This is a genomic window from Natronomonas salina (assembly GCF_013391105.1).
GTDB classification, from domain to species: domain Archaea; phylum Halobacteriota; class Halobacteria; order Halobacteriales; family Haloarculaceae; genus Natronomonas; species Natronomonas salina.
Genome location: NZ_CP058335.1, coordinates 3,388,804 through 3,405,529, shown reverse-complemented (window position 1 = coordinate 3,405,529; position 16,726 = coordinate 3,388,804). Strand labels below are relative to the sequence as shown.

Here is a 16,726-nt window from a genome sequence, read left to right as displayed (position 1 = left end):
TCAGTTGAACTGTGCGCCTTGCTCGACGGCACGTTGGGCCTCGGCTTCGTCGACGAAGTCGTTGTCAGCGAGGAAGTCCGCGACGATACTGAAGAAGTCGTGGTCGTCATCGAGCGTGTTCGCGACGCCATCGGCGAGCGCCGTTACGCGCAGAATCAACGCCAGGTCCGCGGGCAGCCGGAACGGCATCTCATAGACGGTCGCCTCCAAATCCTCGAGCAGTGCGTCGAGTCGGTCGACGTCGACGTCGCCACCACGCGACCGCTCGACGAAGAGGTCGATCACCTCCCGCAACTCCTCGCGGCCGTCGTCGGCAGCGCCCGGATGGAGCGTCCCGAGATCGACCAGCGCATCCAGGACGCCATCGACGTTGGTCCGGCCGACCGCGACGAAGAGATCGACGATGTGCTGCCGGAGGTCCTCGTCGAGGCGGTCGCTCATCCCGAAGTCGTAGAAGACCAGCGTACCGTCGTCCTTGACCGCGAGGTTGCCAGGGTGGGGGTCGGCGTGGAAGACGCCGTCCAACAGCGTCATCTCGAGATACACCGACCGGAGCGTCCGCGCGAGTTCAGGTCGGTCGATGCCCTGGTCGTTGAGCGCCTCGACGTCGGTGATCTTCGTCCCGTCGACGTACTCCATTGTCAGCACGCGGCGTGTGGAGTGGGAGCCGACGACCTCGGGGATGCGGACGCGTTCGTCGGCGGCGAATCGCTCTCCGATCTCGGTCATCAGCTCAGCTTCGCGCTCGTAGTCCATCTCCTCGCGGAGCGTCTCGCCGTACTGTTCGACGAGCGTCTCCAGGGAGAAGGCCCGTCCTTCATCGAGAAGGTGTGTCGCCAGCGGCACGACGGTCTCGATGATCCGAAGGTCACGGAGCACTCGCTCCTCGAGGTCGGGGCGACGAACCTTGACGGCGACATCGTCGCCATCGACGGTCGCCCGATACACCTGCCCGAGACTAGCCCCACTCAACGGCTCTGTCTCGAAGTCGTCGAAGCGGTCCTCAACGGGGCCGAGTTCCGCCTCGACGACCTCCTTGGCGTCCTCCCACGGCGCGGGCTCGATGTCGTCCTGCAAGGTCTCGAGGACCCGGACGTACTCAGCTGGGAGGAGGTCGGGTCGCGTCGACATGGTCTGGCCAAGCTTCACGAACGCCGGTCCGAGATCGACGAGGGCGGCTCGGAGTTGGCGTGCACGCTTGGTGCGCTGGGCGCTCGACGTCGAGCGGCGCTGATCGCGGGCGATGCCAGCTACGACGGGGAGGGACGTTGCGGCGATATCGAGGCTTCGGCGAGCGTCGTCGACGAGGTCGCGGGGACCGTAATCCATACCCCATACATGGGTGTGCAACACGTGTGCGTTCAGCATCGCATCAGAGGCGTTATTTGAGTCGGTTAGCAGACCACACAACATCGGGACTCGACTGCCCTATCTAGTATGCATTCTACCAGCCAGTCGCATAGTTCCGACAGCGGTAATGCGGTGTCCATCGAACTCGCGGTATGCGCCAGTTCGTCGTCGTCGGCCACGACGCGCCGACGACCCCCGACGAGATATCGCTCGAGGACCTGCCGGGCGCCGGTCGCCTCGACGTCCTCTGCCGGTGTGTCAACAGCGCCTTCTTCCTCTCACATGACCTCCGCGAGAGCGTCCGCGTTCACCTCGTCCTCGACGACGAGTACGTCGTCCGTTTCGAGGGCTCGGAGCTCAGACGACTCAATCCCGACGAGCGATCGACGGCAGCGTTGATTCGCGGCGCTCTCGAGGTCCGCGAGGAGGCTATCGGCGCGATGGAGGCCAACCCCTCGCCGGGCGTCTACCTCGGCAAGGGGGACTTCGAATCGACGATCGAGACCGTCGCTGAAGACGCCACCCTCGTCGAACTTCACGAGGAGGGCGATCCGGTTGTCGACGTCGATCCGCCTGAGAACCCTGCGTTCGTCCTCTCGGACCACCACGACTTCACGGCCGATGAGGCGGACCTCCTGGCAGCGTACGCCGACGAACGCGTCTCTCTCGGGCCAAAGGCGCTCCATGGAGACCATGCGATAACGGTCGCCCACAACTACCTCGATACGGTCGGATTCGCCCAGTACTGAACCTCCACCCCCATATTAGACACTTGATTGGCACAGTTCAACACCTCATTTTATGTCAGCCACGGTCGGAGTAAGTGATATGACCCTCCAGATAGGCGACGCGATCGGCGACGGCATTCGGCGGTCGCTCACGAAGAGTGGTGGCGTCCTGATGGCCCTGATGTTCGCGTACATGCTCGTGTTCATGGGCGCGATGAACACAGTCATGCTCGAGTTCCTGCCAAAGGAAGCGCAGGGCTCCGAGCAGTTCGGCCTGGCACTGCCTGTACCGCCAGCGGTCGCCGGTGCCATCACTCTCCTCGGGATGCTCTTCGGCATCGTCTTCTACATCGTCGCCGTGCGGGCGTTGACGCGCGATCAAGCCAAACTCTCGTCGCTGCCCTCCGAACTGTTCACCCGTCGTATCGGCCGGGCGACGATCTCAGCGATCGGCGCGAACATCATCACGCAGATCGCCATCACGATCGGGTTCATCCTCCTGTTCATTCCGGGGATATTCCTTGCGGTGAGCTTGATCTTCGTCGTCTTCGCGATCGGCGTCGAGGACCGCCGCGCCATCGACTCGCTGAGCCGTAGCTGGCAACTGGTCAGCGGCAATCGGTGGAGCCTGTTCGCACTCGGGCTCATCGTCGTCGTCACCGTCGGCATCGTCGGTGGTGTGTCGTCGATATTCACCATCGTCGACCCCGTGATCGGCCAGATCGTCAATCTCGCGGTCATCTCGATCGTCTCCATCGTCTCGTATGGCATCCTCGCGGACGCGTACGTCCAGCTTCGCGACGACGAGGAGATCGGCGGCTCGGGCGGTACAGAAACGCCCGACACGACGGGTACTGCAATCTGAATCGGGTCGTATCACAACCCTTAAAGTTAGCCACGGCGTGGATACGCCTGCGGGCCGGTGGGGTAGCTTGGTATCCTTCGGCCTTCGGGTGGCCGTAACCACGATTCAAATTCGTGCCGGCCCACTTCACCCCATCTTCGTACTCGACGACCAGCAGTGCGTAGCTTCTAATCGCAGAGTTTCAGTTACTCTCCAACCCTCTGCTTCCAGCTTGTCAGCCTGGATACGGACGCTGGCTGGATAGGCTGAATCGACCAGAAGATATTCACCCCTCATTTCCTACGCTGCGGGTAGTCATGACTCAGAGCCCAGGGTTCCCCGACTGGATTCCACGCGAGGAACGGCCGACCCCGACACCGGAAGCTGTCCCCGAGGAAATAGTCGAGCACGCTATCAGGGTCGGCACTCGTTACGCCAGCTGTCCGACCTGTGGCACCGAACAGTGGTTTCCCTGGACACCCGACGAGACCACCAGTACGGAATGTACGGACTGCGGTACAGACATCACCGTTGTCTGATACGGAGCCAAATTCTACTACTGTACCAGTATTCGATGTGTTCGCATAGCACAGACGGATATGTGTAGGCTTCTTCCAGCTGCGATAGCTGTACGCGAATACCGGCCATTCGATTTATACCCCTGTCTTCACTATAGAGTCTTGTCCGCGTGCGCTCGGGGAACCGTCGACTCAACGCAACGACGTGAGCGTCGCGGTGTGTCGCGAGCAGGACGATCCGCCCTGGGTCGTCCACTCGTTTTTATACTCCCTAGTGGTCAGACTCAGCATCTGAATCGCATAGGATTATTAAGTAGTTACCTAGCCACGACCAGAGTAAGCGCTCGCGACACCGCGACAGATACCCCGGCGTTCCCCTCGGGCACTCGCTCGACACCTCGCCACTTCTGTCGCGCCTCAGCTGGGCGCTCGATACAGGACACAACAATGCAACTGAAACAACTACTCAACGACAACGACGCAGTTTCGCCCGTCATCGGCGTCATCCTGATGGTCGCGATTACCGTCATTCTGGCTGCCGTCATCGGGACGTTCGTCCTCGGTCTCGGCGACCAGGTACAGACCACGGCACCTAACGCACAGTTCAGCTTCGACTACAGTGCAGACAACAGTGCTAGTGGTGATAACCCCCAGCTCGACATCACGCACGCCGGCGGTGACGGAATTGCTGGGAACGAACTCATCATCCGTGGCGACGTCGAATCCCCACATGAATGGGGATCCTCTGACTCGACCATCCGCGCAGGCGATAGCGTAACGGTCGATAATGACGGAACAGGCCTTGATTGGGCTTCTAGTGCGAATCCCAGTGACGGCGATGTCGATCAGGGTACCGAAGTCCGTGTCGTCTGGCAGGACAGCGACAGTGAGCAGTCCTCCACGCTCCGCACCTGGACGAAGCAGTAACTACTAGGATTGCAGCACCAAAATTTTCAATGAATCTCAGAGAATTACTCAACGACGAGGATGCTGTTTCGCCCGTTATCGGCGTCATCCTCATGGTCGCGATAACCGTAATCCTGGCGGCCGTCATCGGGACGTTCGTCCTCGGTCTCGGCGATCAGGTCCAGACGACCGCACCCAACGCACAGTTCAGCTTCGACTTCAATGACGGGTCAACCGAAGACATCCTCACCATCACGCACGAAGGTGGTCAAGGCATCAATGCCGGCGAAGTCGCGGTCATGGGCGACGTCTCCAACCCTGGGACGTTCGCTGAAACAGTCGACGGTTACGACGCCAGCAGTTCCGTTCGAGCAGGCACTGACGTTACGGTTCGAAGTAGTGCCGAGGGAGACCAATATCATTGGGACGCTAGCGATGGTGACAATGGCATCGCTCCTGAGGACGCCGAAGTTCGCGTTGTCTGGCAGGACGCAGACAGCGATCAGTCCTCGACGCTCCGCACCTGGAGCCGCAACTAACCACCGCACTTAACGCGGCCCCGACGCTTTCTTTCGGTGAAGCTCATTGACCCAACAGAACCCTCTATCGTCGTCGGCGAGGTAGCACGCACTTACAACACACGGCTACGCCAATCCTGGGAGTGCTTGCAAGACTACCGGCGCGTCCAATACTACTGCGCTTACCACCCACGACAGAAATTCCAGGCCGTCATACCGCACTAGACCTCTCCCGTGTACACGTCCGGGGGTGGTAGACATCGATGGCAAATCTGACGCGTACTACGGCCTCCAGACAGCCATCGACAACGACTGGATTATCGACGACTGGCAATAGGATACAGCCCGTGCACTCAATCGACTCGCCACCTAAATCCTCGCCTTGGAGTCAATCAACGACAACTGGGTCGCTGCCTTCGTCGCAGAAGAAGCTGGAATCTAACAGCTCCGAGCAATCGGACAAGCAGCGGTCATCCCGCTCAGGCGGACACGAAACGAAGACGAATGCTCTGGTGAATGGATTCCACGACAAGACACCAGCATGCTCAGCTGTGTCCTCCATACCTGGACTGACGTTAGGAACAGTCAGTCCGAAAACGAGATGCAGTTCCCGCGGTACCCTCCGTTCGCACAACGAGATTTCGTCACCGGTTCGCGCAACCTATGTCCAACTCCGCGCCATTGTACGCGAAGACACGGCCGACGAGCGCATCCAGATAAAAGAACATCGAATCAACCACTCCCGCAAATCACTGGTTGACCTGAGCGAGCGCCCGTCAACAACAAAGACGCAATCCGAGGGGCTTTTTGACGATTTACATCGCCTGCATTGAGGCTATCCAGCACCTAACCGACCCTCGAAAGAACAACACCACCTAACGCCCGCTCAATCAGCATAACCGACACACCCATCTCTACAATCTTACCAACAGCCCATCTTCTACCGCAACGGACCATAGCCGTCCCTAACGCCGAGTCTAGACCCCGCGGGCGATCGCGGGCGTGACGGCGACGACGGAGTTGTCTTGCTGGAAGTCGCGGACGCACTCCTCACAGAGCGTGAGTTTACAGAGTCGTTTGCTCTCGAAGTTCACCCGCTGGTCTGTCCCATCGGGGGCGCCACAGTGGTTGCATCGCATATCCATCCGTGCAACCCAGACCGGGTTATTTCCGCGGCCTAATATCTTAGAGCTCGTGTAGGGCGCCCAACACGACCGTTTTCAGTCGAATTGACACTACCGTCAGTGGGTGATCTGGTAGGTGGCAATCTCCGCGGAATCACACACCGGGCATTCCTCCTCGGTGGTCTCGACTGTCGTCCCGCACCGCCTGCACTCACAGACCGTCTCGGGGCGCCTCCGGCCGAACCGTCGGAAGATTGTTGCGATCGATGCCATGGGAGTTGTCAGACGTGCGGCACACTCCGACTTGTATGTTGTTGTTCAAATTACGTTCACTTGTTTACCAGTAAGCTCTACCAGGTGTCACAGTAATCTCTCAGACGTGTGGGTTATCTACCTTGGCGTCCTCCATTCAGTAATGGAAGCACTGCGGGAACTCGACCTCGAAGACGTCTCGGTCGTCGCGGATCGACGCGACGACCTCCTGGCGGCCGTCCGGGACCACGCCGGCCAGATCGCCTACGACCTCGCGCGCGTCGAGGGCGGCGACTACGGCCAGCGGGCGTTCAAGACCGACGCCGGCGAGTGGACGCTCAAGTACGAGGCCGGCGACCTCGATTACCTCCGGTTCGCGCCGCGCGGCGGCGGCGAGACCTACGTCGTCTCCTCGAAGCAGGCTGCCGACCCCGAACCATTAGCAGAGGCACTGTCCGACTACGAGGCGTTCGTCAAAGCGTACAACGACCACGTCCGCTCGCTGGACGGCATGCTCGACGACGTCGGCGGCGAGTTCCCCGCGGTCGAGGCCACCGACGGTGTCGTCGCCGAACGCGACCGCATCCTCGAGCGGGTCGACTCGGCCTGCGCGACGATGGCCGGCGAGCTCCGTCGCTACGAGGGCACCGACTACGGCACCTTCGCCTCCCGGGTCGACTCCACGCGCTGGGAGCTGAAGTGGGACACCGACGGTGTCTCCTACCTCCGGGCGGGCGGCTCCAATGGCGTCTACCTCGTCTCCCAGTACGGCCCACCCTCGGCGGCCGACGTCCGCGAGTACGCCCCCAAGTTCGGCGGCTTCGTCGAGGCCTACAACGACCACGTCGCGGAACTCGAACTCGACCTCCAGCAGATCGACCTCTGAGACAGGGAACTGGTCGGGAAGGTTTTGCCTTTCCAGACACAATTTCCTATGAGGTGTTACCGCATGTGCCACCACACCCGTGATGCGGCCCGAGAACGGTGGAGCGAACCAGAAACCACCGACGAAGAGAACCTCGAGTCGGACGAGGACCCGTCGTTCGCACAGGACGAGCGGGAGGTCGACGTCGACCTGCTGGAAGCGGACGACGACTAATCACCATTTTTCGGCCGGCAAGGGCACAATTCCTAAATCCTGTCAACGCCAACGTCAACGAAAGCGATGGCTACAGCAGACGAGCAGATCCGCGTGAGCAGCGCGGTCAAGCGCGAATTGGAACGACGACGCCGAGAAGGGGAGTCGTTCAATGATGTACTCGAGCGTGTCCTAGACGATAATCGGGATTTCCTAGCTGGCTTCGGACGGTGGTCCGACGACCATGCGGATCGGGTTCGAGAAGCTCGACGTGAACACAAACGCCAATCGAAGGAACGAACGGAACGACTCGAATCCGACGGATGAAAGTCCTGGACGCATCTTTCCTCATCGATTATCTAGATGGTGTCGACGAAGCCGCTGAGTACCTCTTAAACAATGAGGACAAACGATTCATAAAACCGCAGCGCGGAAACCCACGGCTTCAGCCGTGGGAGGAAGCACGTCCGCTCCAGTACAACGTCTCTTGGTGCTCGCAAGGCCGACTCCTCGGTCCCGGTCCAACCTTTATGTACGATAACGCAGCCAACGGGCGGTGTGACGGTCGTCCGGAACATCCAGGTGAAACTCGACGTGCCAGCGGACGCTCACAGCGTGCTTGATGCAACGTTCGAGCAGTTCCGCGAAGCTGCCCAGTACGTTGCGGATCACGGATGGGCCGACGACCCACGCGATATCATCACTAACCAACGTGACCTCAACGCTGCCACCTACGACGAGGTACGCGCTCAGACCGATCTCCACTCGAATCACGTTCAATCGGCGCGGCGGCTCGCTGCCGAAGCTCTATTGAACTGTCAAGACCGACTGTTCGAGGGTGGCACGGCGAGCAAACCCACGTTCCGCGGGTCGGTCATCGTCTACGGCGACCGCACCATCACGTACAGCGAAGATCACTGCACGCTTGCTACTGTCGAAGGGCGTGTTCGCGCCGACTACGTCATGCCCGAAGACAAGACCGGTACACCGTTTGAGGATTACTGGAATCGCGAGGAGTGGGAGCGTAAGGAAGCGACGCTGCACAAGCGGAACGGTGAGTACTACCTTCATATTGCCATAGAGAAGGAGCCGGAGACGGACGTGTCGACAGTCGAGAACGGAGTGGTTCTCGGCGTCGACCTCAACGTTGACGGCTTTCTGGCCGTTACCAGTACGGGCCAGTTCCTCGGCAAGGCCGATTATCTGAACCACAAGCGTCGCGAGTACGAACGGCGGCGTGGTCGTCTCCAGCAGACTGGCACTCGGTCATCTCATCTAACTATACAGAGCATCGGTGACCGGTTTGCCAGATGGAGCGACGACTATCTCCATTGCGTCTCGAAAGCCATCGTGCAGGAAGCTCGTCGCCACGACTGTGCTGGAATCGCCTTCGAAGACTTATCTGCCATCCGTGATCGGATTTCGAACGCTTCGAAGTTCCAGCAATGGGCGTTCCGGTTGATTCAGCAGTACACTGAGTACAAGGCCGAAGAGTACGGGGTCCTGGTGGAGACGGTCGACCCCGCCTATACGAGTCAGCGGTGCAGTCACTCGACGTGCGGATTCACCCACGAGAACAACCGTGACGGCGACGAGTTCGAGTGCATGGACTGCGGGAAGGAACTACATGCCGATTACAATGCCGCGCGGAACATCGCGTGGCGATTCCTCCAGGACTGGCACACGTCTGGCCCTGGAGGGGCCGACTGTCAGGTGGCCCTGAAGTCAGGGACGCTGCACGCGAACGGCGAGTTTACGCCTGCCACTGATACTGGTGGTCAGAGCGGGAGTCCACTGACAAGCCCACCCCTTTAGGGGTGGGTGCCTGACCCTCCCTGCACCGGCCTACGCCGAAGCACTTGTTGGAGAAGGGAATGCACCTGATGGAGATATTGCGGAGGTGCAGGCTGATCTCTCCTGGGGAGAAGTCTACGAGACGGGAGAGAAAACAGCAGCGCTGGCGGGGAAGATCGCCGACGAGATTGGACCAGAAGGTCCGTTCCTTACAGGGATGGACGGTCTAATTCTTGCCGTGGGTCGGGAATTGGACGCACCCGTCGTCTCCGCCGATAGCGACATCACACATGAGGAGATTAAACAGGTCGTCGAAGTGGAGGAGTATCGGAATGGATGACCAGCGTATCAGAAGATTCCGTTTGCCGATCACTAGTCGTAGGTTCAGACGAAACTGCCACCCATGTTGATTCACGGCCACGAGGTCCGGGGCGTCGACGTCGACGAGGAGACCCGGTGTGCCCACTACGGCACCGAGCGGGACGTCGTCGCCATCAAGTTCGCCTGCTGTGAGACCTACTACCCCTGCTATCGCTGCCACGAGGAGGTCGTCGACCACGAGACCGAGCAGTGGCCCCTGGAGCGCCGGGACGAACACGCGGTCCTCTGCGGCGCCTGCGGTACCGAACTCGCGGTCCAGGAGTACGTCGGCGTCGACGCCTGCCCGGAGTGCCTGACGCGCTTCAACCCCGCCTGCGCCGACCACTACCACCTGTACTTCGAGCCGGTCGAAGACACGCCCGACCAGCAGTAGTTTTCCCCGCCCCGGTCCCAGCAGGGCCATGGACGACTCCGAGGACGACGATACAACTGACGCCCTGGCCTGGGAGACGCTCGACTCCGAGATCGACTACTCGTGTCCGGGTTTCGACGTCGTGCGCGACGATGTCCGATTGCCGAACGGCACTGAGACCGACTTCCATTACGTCTCCGAGCCGCCGTCGGTGGTGATCCTCCCGTTCACTACGGACGGTGACGTCGTCGTCATCGAGGAGTGGCGCCAGGCCGTCGACCGCGTCAACTACGGCCTACCGGCGGGCGGCCTCGAAGCCGACGACAATGATCTCCTGGCAGCCGCCCACAGAGAACTCGCCGAGGAGACCGGCTACGAGGCAGAGGGCATCGAACAGCTCGCCACCTACGAACCATCCAACGGCCTGTTCGACTCCGTGTTCCACTACGTCGTCGCGCGCGGCTGTACGCCCACGGCCGAACAAGATCTCGACCACAACGAGTCCATCCGCGTCGACACGACCACGTTCCCCGACCTCCGAGAACAAGCCGTCACTGGCGACCTCAGAGACGGTCGGTCGGCACTCGCGATCCTGCAGTATGCACAGCAGGAAGACTGAGAGATAGCGTCTCCTGTTTAGGAGCCTGTTCGGTGCGTTTCACGATGCAGCAGCCGCCGAATCCTCACCATCGCGATCGAACGGGAGCTCGATCACGAGTTCGTCGAACCTGACGACCGGGCGCTTGCGCGCCCCTCTTCCTCGAAGAAGATGATGCCCAGTCGAGCAAGCCGGTCGAGTTCATCGTGGACGTTCTTCAGCCCGATCGATGATCCGGGCGGTCCCGTTGATACTGGACGGCTCCTGGGTCCGAATCGCCTCGATGAGGTCGAGCACCCAAGGAGTCCACTGACAAGCCCACCCCTTCAGGAGTTGGTGCCTGATTCAACCGGATACAGGGGTGGTGTGGTATCGTTCATATCTATCTCCTTTGTGGGTGGTCCATCCATTTTGGAATCAATGATAATCGAAAGCACGTGAGATGAGCACCTGGCAGCGCGATCATCGAATTAGAAATATTAGAGAGGTCCTCTGCTTCACAGGAAATGTTCAACCCTAGACGGGTCGGCCCGCCACCTTTACCGCCCCTCGCATACCAAACTCGTTGTACACCTCGACTGTTTCGCCTGTTTCCGGATGTTCTACCTCCCTTACTACGAATGGTGCACCGTGAGGTGTGCAATAGTAGAGATGATTCCCCCTGTCGGTGAACGTCTCCTCAAAGGTTGGTAGGTCCTCCTCAGCCGGTTCGTCGGCATCTTGGGATTCTTTGTAAGAATAATGCGGGCTGTGAAACCGTGGGTGACCGTCGTCTTCCAATACGGGTTCGCCATCGTCATCCACCAAGGAAACCACGTCATGTGGAACCGATATTCCTCCCGGATTACTGACCCATGTCCAACGGACGGTAGCCCCCGGTGAAACCTTGACCACCTGTGGTGCATAGGCCACTGGTAACGCATCTATATCCGGGAAGAAGTCAGGGAGATTCACCGGAGTCATGGCTCCCACAGCAACGTCTACGACCTCTTGGCCCATCCGATTCGTAATCTCCCCATCCCAGAGGGGATCATCTTTGAACATCGCATCCTCGTTCAGGAACACGTCAAGACCGTTGCCGTACCCGTAATGATCCTCCTCGGCACTCGCACCCCCGGTTAACGCCACACCACCGAGAACACCAGCCCCTACTGTTTGCAGCACTGTTCGCCGCCGGAACTGCCGATTTCTGCGTCCCATGGTTTCCCTCCCCCGGCCGAGGGGCGTGTCATGATATACCACACAGCACATAAAACGAGATGATTGTACCGGTTAAACGGAGCCATTAAATGATATCTCGATAGAATATATGTGTCCCATATTTACCGTAATACAAGTGAAAAATCTCATCGCATGACGTATATCTGGCGAAGGAGGCGTTGAGGGCCACTTTTACCAGAGAATTACGGAATGGATATCCCCGGTCAAGCGAGGGTGCTGACGCTATTGGTGTAGTGGCGAAAGAATGGACGCTAATTTCCAGCGTTGATAGCGAACGCTATCGGTACTGGGCTAATTGATCTGGAAGTCGAGTTTCGGGATTTCGCTCCAGCATTGTTCGGAGTGAAAATCGTCCCATGTATAGCAGGGCGGCAATCAAACCCAAAAAGCGACGACAGTCTTCAGTTCATCGCGCCCTCGTCGATATCCGGATTCTCCCGGACGAACTCCACGAGGTTCCCGGCATAGTCCTCGAAGTCGGGACACTCCACGCCCGAGCCTTCGAGGTCCTCCAGCGTGTTACTGCAGTCGAAGCTCGCCGACCAGGTCTGGTACTCGAGTGCGCCACCCTTGATCAGATCGTTCTCCGGCGACAGCGACTCCAGCAGCCCGCCGACGATGCCCTTCGGATACGGCACCACCAACGTCCGTTTCTTGCCCAGCGCCTCGCCGAAGGTCTTGATGAGCTCCGTCGTGGTAGGCGGATTGGGGTCGGCGAGGTGGTAGACAGTGCCCTCGGACTCGTCGATGCCGCTGAGGTAGCCGATAGCGTCGACGACGTAGTCCCGCGGCACCAGGTTGAACTCGGAGTTGCTCGCGCCGCGCGGCGCCGGGATAACGGCGTTGTCGCCCTGGTCGAGCAGCATCTCAACGAAGGCGTAGGGGCCGTCGTACTTCTGGGTCTCGCCGGTCTCGCTGTCTCCGACCGCGACCGCGGGCCGGTAGATCGTCGTCGGGATCTCGTCCATCCGCTGCTGGACGAGCACCTCAGCCATGTGCTTGGTCGTCTCGTAGTAATTGCCGAACAGCTGGCCCTCCTGGAGCATGTCCTCGGTGAAGGTCCCCTCGTAGAGCCCCGAGACGACGACGGTGCTGACGTAGTGCAGCCGGTCGACGTCGGCGCCCTCGGCGAAGTCGAGGACGTGCCGCGTCCCCTCGATGTTGACGTGCTTGCCGGGCTCGCGATCCATCGTCAAATCGTAGATGGCCGCGAGGTGATAGACCTCGACGCTCTCGTCCTGCAGGTCGTCGTAGTCGTCGCCGAGCCCGAGTTCCGCGTCGGTGATGTCGCCCTCGACGAGTTCGATGCGGCCATCGGCGTCCTGCTCGGCCTCGATCTCGTCGGCGCTGGCTTCGGCCTTCGCGCGGTACTTCGACTGGATGAGGCAGGTCACCGTCGTTTCGTCGTCGTGGCGGTCGAGCAGTCGTTCGACGAGCGCCGACCCCAGGAACCCGGGGAAGCCGGTCAGGAATACGGTTGGCATGAGAGACGACCACACCCGGGGGTTCCGTATAGGTTCTGCCGGCACGGGGCCGGGGGTTTATACAGAGCGAATGGCAGAACCTGTGACGCGTCTCCGGGCCGAACCCCTAAGCCGGCCCCCGCCCAGGCATGTGCCATGGTCGCCGACCCTGAAACCGACCCCGACTCTGAGGCCGACCGCGACGTCCTCGAAGAACTCGCTTCACTACCGACGCTCGCCCATCCGACCGTCTCGCCGGACGGCGACCGCGTCGCCTACTACCACGACGTCACGGGCCGCAACGAGCTTCACGTCCTCGACGTCGAGACCGGCGAGTCCGAGCGCTGGAGCGCTGGCGAGGTACCGCGGAACGCCCGCTGGTTCGTTCGCTGGGACGCCGACGGTGAACGCGTCTACTTCCACGACGACGCGGCCGGCGACGAGCAGAACGACGTCTACGCCATCGACGAAGCAGGCCAGGTCGACTCCATCGTCGAGACTGACGGCCAGAACGTCCTCCAGGCGGTCGACCCCAACGGCGAGTTCGTCGTCGCCGGGTCGACCCGCGACGGCCAGATGAACTGCTATCGCCACGACCCCGGGGACGGCAGCGTTACGCAACTGACGGACTACGACCGGGCCGTCTGGGGGGCGACAATGTCGCCGGACGGCCAGCGCATCGCATACACGACCAACGAGACCGACGACTACGACAACCTCGACGTCTACGTCGCCAGCGTCGACAGCCTCGCCATGGACGGGCCGGCCGGCAGCGAGGACGACCGATCGGACGCCAGGAACCTCGAGATCGGCGAGGTGGGTGCCGAGGCGGGGATCGCCGACTGGCACCCCGATGGCGACCGCCTGCTCGTCTCCGATAACACCGAAGATCTCACCCGCTGTGGCGTCTACGACCTCGAGGCAGACTCGGTACGGTGGCTCGGCGACCTTTCCCACGAGGAACAGCCGGAGTGCTTCGACGCGACCGGCGACCGCGTCGTCGTGACGCGGACTCGCGACGCTACCACGACGCCGGTCGTCTACGACCTCGACACCGGCGACGGCCGCGAACTCGACCTCCCGGAGGGCGTCGCCAGCTTCGGGATGGCCGGCGAGACCGTCATCGACGAGGACCGCCTGCTCCTGACGCACACCACGCCCACGCGCCGCCCCGACCTGCTGGCCTACGACCTGACCGACGACACGACCGAGACGCTCGTCGCCGCCGATCACGGTCCGTTCTCGCCCGCGGACTTCGCGGACGCCGAGTACCTCACCTTCGACTCTGACGGCGTTCCCGCGGCGCCCGCCGAGGCGGTCAACCACGATCCCTACGAGACCCTCGAGATCGGCGCGCTCCTCTACGACTCGGGCGAGCGCCCCTCGCCGCTCATCGTCAATCCCCACGGCGGCCCCCGTGGCCGCGATAGCAAGGCCTTCGACCTCTACACCCAGGTGCTCGTCCAGCAGGGTTTCTCCGTCCTCCAGGTGAACTACCGCGGCTCCACCGGTCGCGGCCGCGAGTTCGTCGAGGCGCTGTACGACGACTGGGGCGGCGCCGAGCAGGGCGACGTCGCTGTCGGGGTCGAGCACGTCCTTGAGGAGTACGAGTGGCTCGACGACGACCGTATCGCCGTCTTCGGTGGCTCCTACGGCGGCTACTCGGCGTACTGGCAGCTCGTCCAGTACCCCTCGCTGTACGATGCCGGCGTCGCCTGGATCGGCCTCACCGACCTCGAGGAGATGTACGAGACGACGATGCCGCACTTCCGGACCGAGCTCATGGAGAAGTACCTCGGCACCCCCGACGAACATCCCGAACTGTACACCGAGCGCTCGCCGATCACCCACGCGGAGAACCTCGCGGCGCCGCTGTTCCTCGTCCATGGGGTGAATGATCGCCGCGTCCCGGTCTCGCAGGCGCGGCTCTTCCGCGACCGCCTCGAGGAACTGGGCTACGTGGCCGGTGAAGACGGCGACTTCGAGTACGAGGAACTCGGCGAGGAAGGGCACGCCTCCTCGGACATCGACCAGAAGAAACGGATGTTCAGATTGCTCGTCGACTTCCTCTCACGGCGCGTCGAGGCCGCCTGAGACGACGTCGACGCGAGCCGTCCGCGACTATTCCTGAATGTCGACCGACTCGATGACGACGTCGTCCTTCGGCTGGTCGTTCCGGCCCGTGGGGACGTTGCTGATCTCCTCGACGACGTCCATGCCGTCGGTCACCTGCCCGAAGACGGCGTGCTTGTCGTCGAGGTGCGGCTGGGCGCCCAGCGTGATGAAGAACTGCGAGCCGTTCGTGTTCGGCCCGGAGTTGGCCATCGAGAGGATGCCCGCGTCGTCGTGGCGGAGCTCCTCGTGGAACTCGTCGTCGAACTCGTAGCCGGGGCCGCCGCGGCCGGTCCCGGTCGGGTCGCCGCCCTGGATCATGAAGCCCTCGATGATGCGGTGGAAGACGGTGCCCTCGTAGAGGGAGTCACCGCGGATCTCGCCGGTCTCGGGGTCCTCCCAGGTGGTCGTGTCGGGGGCGGGCTCCGCGTCGGCCGCCGGGTCGTGCGTCGCGAGGTTGACGAAGTTCTCGACCGTCCGCGGGGCGCGCTCCGCGAACAGCTCGACCGTGATGTCGCCGTGGTTCGTGCCGAGCGTGACCGTCGGGTTGTCGCTCATATCGGGTCCAGGCGTGGGCGTCGCAAAAGACTGCCGACTGCCATCCTCGCCATCGTCGCCGTCGCCGCCGAGACAGCCGGCCAGCAGCGTCGCGCCCGCCGCGCCGACCGCACCCAGAACCACCCGTCGCGTTGCGTCCATGCGACCCGAAGAACCCCGAGCGGGAAAGCTTCGTCTGTCGACACGAACGGCGTGTGCGCCTTCGGAACCGTTTACAATCCCGGGCCGGAACGCCACGATATGGTCCGCGACCCGCTGGGCGCAGAGGAGGACCCGGACCTCGATACGGTGCTGGGGGCGCTGTACGACGAGGACTGTCGCGCCATCGTCGCGGCGCTGGACGAGCCCCGGACGGCCAGCGAACTCGTCGAGCGCTGCGACATCCCCCGGTCGACGCTTTACCGGAAGCTCGACCGCCTGACCGAATCGACGCTGCTGTATGAGGGCACCGAGATCAGACAGGACGGCAGCCACGCCGGCCGCTACGAGGTCGACTTCAAGGAGGTGGTCGTCACCCGCGACGGCGACCGCGTCCTCGACGTCGAGATCGAACGCCCGGCCCGGCGCGCCGACGAGCGGCTCGCCGAACTGTGGTCCGAGGTGCGAAAGGAGCTCTAACCATGGTACACGACACCGTCAGTTCGCAGGTACAGCTCGCCATCACGGCCGTGAAGACGCTCATCCTCGTCGTCGGGGGCATCGTGACGTACCTCGCCTACAGCGCTTACCGTCGCACCGGCGACCCGTCGCTGCGCCTCCTGTCGTTCGGGTTCGCCTTCGTCGGCGTCGGCGTCCTGCTCGCCGGCTTCACCTTCGAGCTACTGGGCGTCAGCCTCGGCGTCGGCATCCTGCTGGAGAGCCTGTTCGTCCTCCTGGGCCTCTCCATCATCGCATACTCGCTGCGCGTGCAGTAGCTATCCGGCTTCCGT

Annotated in this window: 19 protein-coding genes, 1 tRNA gene and 2 pseudogenes; 15 read left to right on the top strand and 7 right to left on the bottom strand. The window is 61.8% G+C overall.

What is annotated here, in order from left to right; all coding sequences use genetic code 11:
• Positions 1-1,329 carry an ABC1 kinase family protein gene (locus tag HWV07_RS17665; RefSeq protein WP_178335588.1) on the bottom strand — a complete coding sequence of 443 codons (1,329 nt, stop codon included), beginning with the start codon at positions 1,327-1,329 and terminating at the stop codon, positions 1-3.
• 173 nt (positions 1,330-1,502) lie between these two features.
• Between HWV07_RS17665 and trmY the strand changes: the two genes are divergently transcribed.
• The 5 genes from trmY to HWV07_RS17640 all read left to right on the top strand — a co-directional run bounded on the left by trmY (position 1,503) and on the right by HWV07_RS17640 (position 4,885).
• The gene (gene trmY / locus HWV07_RS17660) at positions 1,503-2,099 is read left to right on the top strand and encodes a tRNA (pseudouridine(54)-N(1))-methyltransferase TrmY (protein WP_178335587.1); all 597 of its coding nucleotides are present in this window, start codon (positions 1,503-1,505) and stop codon (positions 2,097-2,099) included.
• A 79-nt stretch (positions 2,100-2,178) separates the two neighbouring features.
• Entirely contained in the window at positions 2,179-2,943 is a 765-nt protein-coding gene (locus HWV07_RS17655) for a DUF7847 domain-containing protein (RefSeq protein WP_178335586.1), read from the top strand.
• Between the two features lie 51 nt (positions 2,944-2,994).
• Positions 2,995-3,067: transfer RNA gene (locus HWV07_RS17650), tRNA-Pro, on the top strand.
• 820 nt (positions 3,068-3,887) lie between these two features.
• Positions 3,888-4,367 carry a type IV pilin domain-containing protein gene (locus HWV07_RS17645; protein ID WP_178335585.1) on the top strand — a complete coding sequence of 160 codons (480 nt, stop codon included), beginning with the start codon at positions 3,888-3,890 and terminating at the stop codon, positions 4,365-4,367.
• A 29-nt stretch (positions 4,368-4,396) separates the two neighbouring features.
• Positions 4,397-4,885, top strand: a complete 489-nt coding sequence (locus HWV07_RS17640) for a type IV pilin domain-containing protein (RefSeq protein ID WP_178335584.1) — start codon at positions 4,397-4,399, stop codon at positions 4,883-4,885.
• A 956-nt stretch (positions 4,886-5,841) separates the two neighbouring features.
• On the opposite strand, the gene HWV07_RS17635 is transcribed toward HWV07_RS17640, so the two are convergent.
• Positions 5,842-6,003, bottom strand: coding sequence for a hypothetical protein (locus HWV07_RS17635; protein ID WP_178335583.1), 162 nt, complete (start codon positions 6,001-6,003; stop codon positions 5,842-5,844).
• 102 nt (positions 6,004-6,105) lie between these two features.
• A complete protein-coding gene (locus tag HWV07_RS17630; RefSeq protein WP_178335582.1) occupies positions 6,106-6,261 on the bottom strand; it encodes a hypothetical protein in 156 nt (51 codons plus the stop codon).
• A 142-nt stretch (positions 6,262-6,403) separates the two neighbouring features.
• Here HWV07_RS17630 and HWV07_RS17625 point away from each other — a divergent pair, with 142 nt between their 5' ends.
• The 7 genes and pseudogenes from HWV07_RS17625 to HWV07_RS17595 all read left to right on the top strand — a co-directional run bounded on the left by HWV07_RS17625 (position 6,404) and on the right by HWV07_RS17595 (position 10,464).
• A complete protein-coding gene (locus tag HWV07_RS17625) occupies positions 6,404-7,126 on the top strand; it encodes a profilin-fold protein (protein WP_178335581.1) in 723 nt (240 codons plus the stop codon).
• A 63-nt stretch (positions 7,127-7,189) separates the two neighbouring features.
• Positions 7,190-7,339, top strand: a complete 150-nt coding sequence (locus tag HWV07_RS17620) for a hypothetical protein (RefSeq protein WP_178335580.1) — start codon at positions 7,190-7,192, stop codon at positions 7,337-7,339.
• Positions 7,340-7,405: 66 nt separating this feature from the next.
• Positions 7,406-7,645, top strand: coding sequence for an antitoxin VapB family protein (locus tag HWV07_RS17615; RefSeq protein ID WP_178335579.1), 240 nt, complete (start codon positions 7,406-7,408; stop codon positions 7,643-7,645).
• Positions 7,646-7,876: 231 nt separating this feature from the next.
• Complete coding sequence (locus HWV07_RS17610) at positions 7,877-9,133, top strand: RNA-guided endonuclease InsQ/TnpB family protein (RefSeq protein WP_178335578.1); 1,257 nt, start codon at positions 7,877-7,879, stop codon at positions 9,131-9,133.
• A gap of 16 nt (positions 9,134-9,149) precedes the next feature.
• Positions 9,150-9,452: pseudogene (locus HWV07_RS17605) on the top strand (PIN domain-containing protein); the annotation flags it as partial.
• 63 nt (positions 9,453-9,515) lie between these two features.
• Positions 9,516-9,866, top strand: coding sequence for a CHY zinc finger protein (locus HWV07_RS17600; RefSeq protein ID WP_178335577.1), 351 nt, complete (start codon positions 9,516-9,518; stop codon positions 9,864-9,866).
• A gap of 28 nt (positions 9,867-9,894) precedes the next feature.
• On the top strand, positions 9,895-10,464 hold the full coding sequence (locus HWV07_RS17595; RefSeq protein ID WP_178335576.1) for an NUDIX hydrolase: 570 nt from the start codon (positions 9,895-9,897) through the stop codon (positions 10,462-10,464).
• Positions 10,465-10,503: 39 nt separating this feature from the next.
• Here the strand turns inward: HWV07_RS17595 and HWV07_RS20170 are convergent.
• The 3 genes and pseudogenes from HWV07_RS20170 to HWV07_RS17585 all read right to left on the bottom strand — a co-directional run.
• Positions 10,504-10,749 (bottom strand): annotated as a pseudogene (locus HWV07_RS20170) (HVO_A0114 family putative DNA-binding protein); the annotation flags it as partial.
• Positions 10,750-10,959: 210 nt separating this feature from the next.
• Positions 10,960-11,643, bottom strand: a complete 684-nt coding sequence (locus HWV07_RS17590; RefSeq protein WP_178335575.1) for a plastocyanin/azurin family copper-binding protein — start codon at positions 11,641-11,643, stop codon at positions 10,960-10,962.
• Between the two features lie 422 nt (positions 11,644-12,065).
• Positions 12,066-13,148 carry an SDR family oxidoreductase gene (locus tag HWV07_RS17585; protein ID WP_178335574.1) on the bottom strand — a complete coding sequence of 361 codons (1,083 nt, stop codon included), beginning with the start codon at positions 13,146-13,148 and terminating at the stop codon, positions 12,066-12,068.
• Positions 13,149-13,283: 135 nt separating this feature from the next.
• Here HWV07_RS17585 and HWV07_RS17580 point away from each other — a divergent pair, with 135 nt between their 5' ends.
• Positions 13,284-15,221: a S9 family peptidase gene (locus HWV07_RS17580; protein ID WP_178335573.1), complete on the top strand. Its 1,938-nt coding sequence runs from the start codon at positions 13,284-13,286 to the stop codon at positions 15,219-15,221.
• Between the two features lie 27 nt (positions 15,222-15,248).
• Here HWV07_RS17580 and HWV07_RS17575 read toward each other — a convergent pair whose 3' ends face one another.
• Positions 15,249-15,797: a peptidylprolyl isomerase gene (locus HWV07_RS17575; protein WP_211694374.1), complete on the bottom strand. Its 549-nt coding sequence runs from the start codon at positions 15,795-15,797 to the stop codon at positions 15,249-15,251.
• A gap of 240 nt (positions 15,798-16,037) precedes the next feature.
• Here HWV07_RS17575 and HWV07_RS17570 point away from each other — a divergent pair, with 240 nt between their 5' ends.
• The gene (locus HWV07_RS17570; RefSeq protein ID WP_178335571.1) at positions 16,038-16,415 is read left to right on the top strand and encodes a transcriptional regulator; all 378 of its coding nucleotides are present in this window, start codon (positions 16,038-16,040) and stop codon (positions 16,413-16,415) included.
• Between the two features lie 2 nt (positions 16,416-16,417).
• Positions 16,418-16,711, top strand: a complete 294-nt coding sequence (locus HWV07_RS17565; RefSeq protein WP_178335570.1) for a DUF7521 family protein — start codon at positions 16,418-16,420, stop codon at positions 16,709-16,711.
• Positions 16,712-16,726 lie beyond the last annotated feature (15 nt).

Coding starts and splice junctions, on each gene's coding strand:
- HWV07_RS17665 (WP_178335588.1), bottom strand. CDS start 1,329: ATGGATTACGGTCCCCGCGACCTCGTCGACGACGCTCGCCGAAGCCTC.
- trmY (WP_178335587.1), top strand. CDS start 1,503: ATGCGCCAGTTCGTCGTCGTCGGCCACGACGCGCCGACGACCCCCGAC.
- HWV07_RS17655 (WP_178335586.1), top strand. CDS start 2,179: ATGACCCTCCAGATAGGCGACGCGATCGGCGACGGCATTCGGCGGTCG.
- HWV07_RS17645 (WP_178335585.1), top strand. CDS start 3,888: ATGCAACTGAAACAACTACTCAACGACAACGACGCAGTTTCGCCCGTC.
- HWV07_RS17640 (WP_178335584.1), top strand. CDS start 4,397: ATGAATCTCAGAGAATTACTCAACGACGAGGATGCTGTTTCGCCCGTT.
- HWV07_RS17635 (WP_178335583.1), bottom strand. CDS start 6,003: ATGCGATGCAACCACTGTGGCGCCCCCGATGGGACAGACCAGCGGGTG.
- HWV07_RS17630 (WP_178335582.1), bottom strand. CDS start 6,261: ATGGCATCGATCGCAACAATCTTCCGACGGTTCGGCCGGAGGCGCCCC.
- HWV07_RS17625 (WP_178335581.1), top strand. CDS start 6,404: ATGGAAGCACTGCGGGAACTCGACCTCGAAGACGTCTCGGTCGTCGCG.
- HWV07_RS17620 (WP_178335580.1), top strand. CDS start 7,190: ATGTGCCACCACACCCGTGATGCGGCCCGAGAACGGTGGAGCGAACCA.
- HWV07_RS17615 (WP_178335579.1), top strand. CDS start 7,406: ATGGCTACAGCAGACGAGCAGATCCGCGTGAGCAGCGCGGTCAAGCGC.
- HWV07_RS17600 (WP_178335577.1), top strand. CDS start 9,516: ATGTTGATTCACGGCCACGAGGTCCGGGGCGTCGACGTCGACGAGGAG.
- HWV07_RS17595 (WP_178335576.1), top strand. CDS start 9,895: ATGGACGACTCCGAGGACGACGATACAACTGACGCCCTGGCCTGGGAG.
- HWV07_RS17590 (WP_178335575.1), bottom strand. CDS start 11,643: ATGGGACGCAGAAATCGGCAGTTCCGGCGGCGAACAGTGCTGCAAACA.
- HWV07_RS17585 (WP_178335574.1), bottom strand. CDS start 13,148: ATGCCAACCGTATTCCTGACCGGCTTCCCCGGGTTCCTGGGGTCGGCG.
- HWV07_RS17580 (WP_178335573.1), top strand. CDS start 13,284: ATGGTCGCCGACCCTGAAACCGACCCCGACTCTGAGGCCGACCGCGAC.
- HWV07_RS17575 (WP_211694374.1), bottom strand. CDS start 15,797: ATGAGCGACAACCCGACGGTCACGCTCGGCACGAACCACGGCGACATC.
- HWV07_RS17570 (WP_178335571.1), top strand. CDS start 16,038: ATGGTCCGCGACCCGCTGGGCGCAGAGGAGGACCCGGACCTCGATACG.
- HWV07_RS17565 (WP_178335570.1), top strand. CDS start 16,418: ATGGTACACGACACCGTCAGTTCGCAGGTACAGCTCGCCATCACGGCC.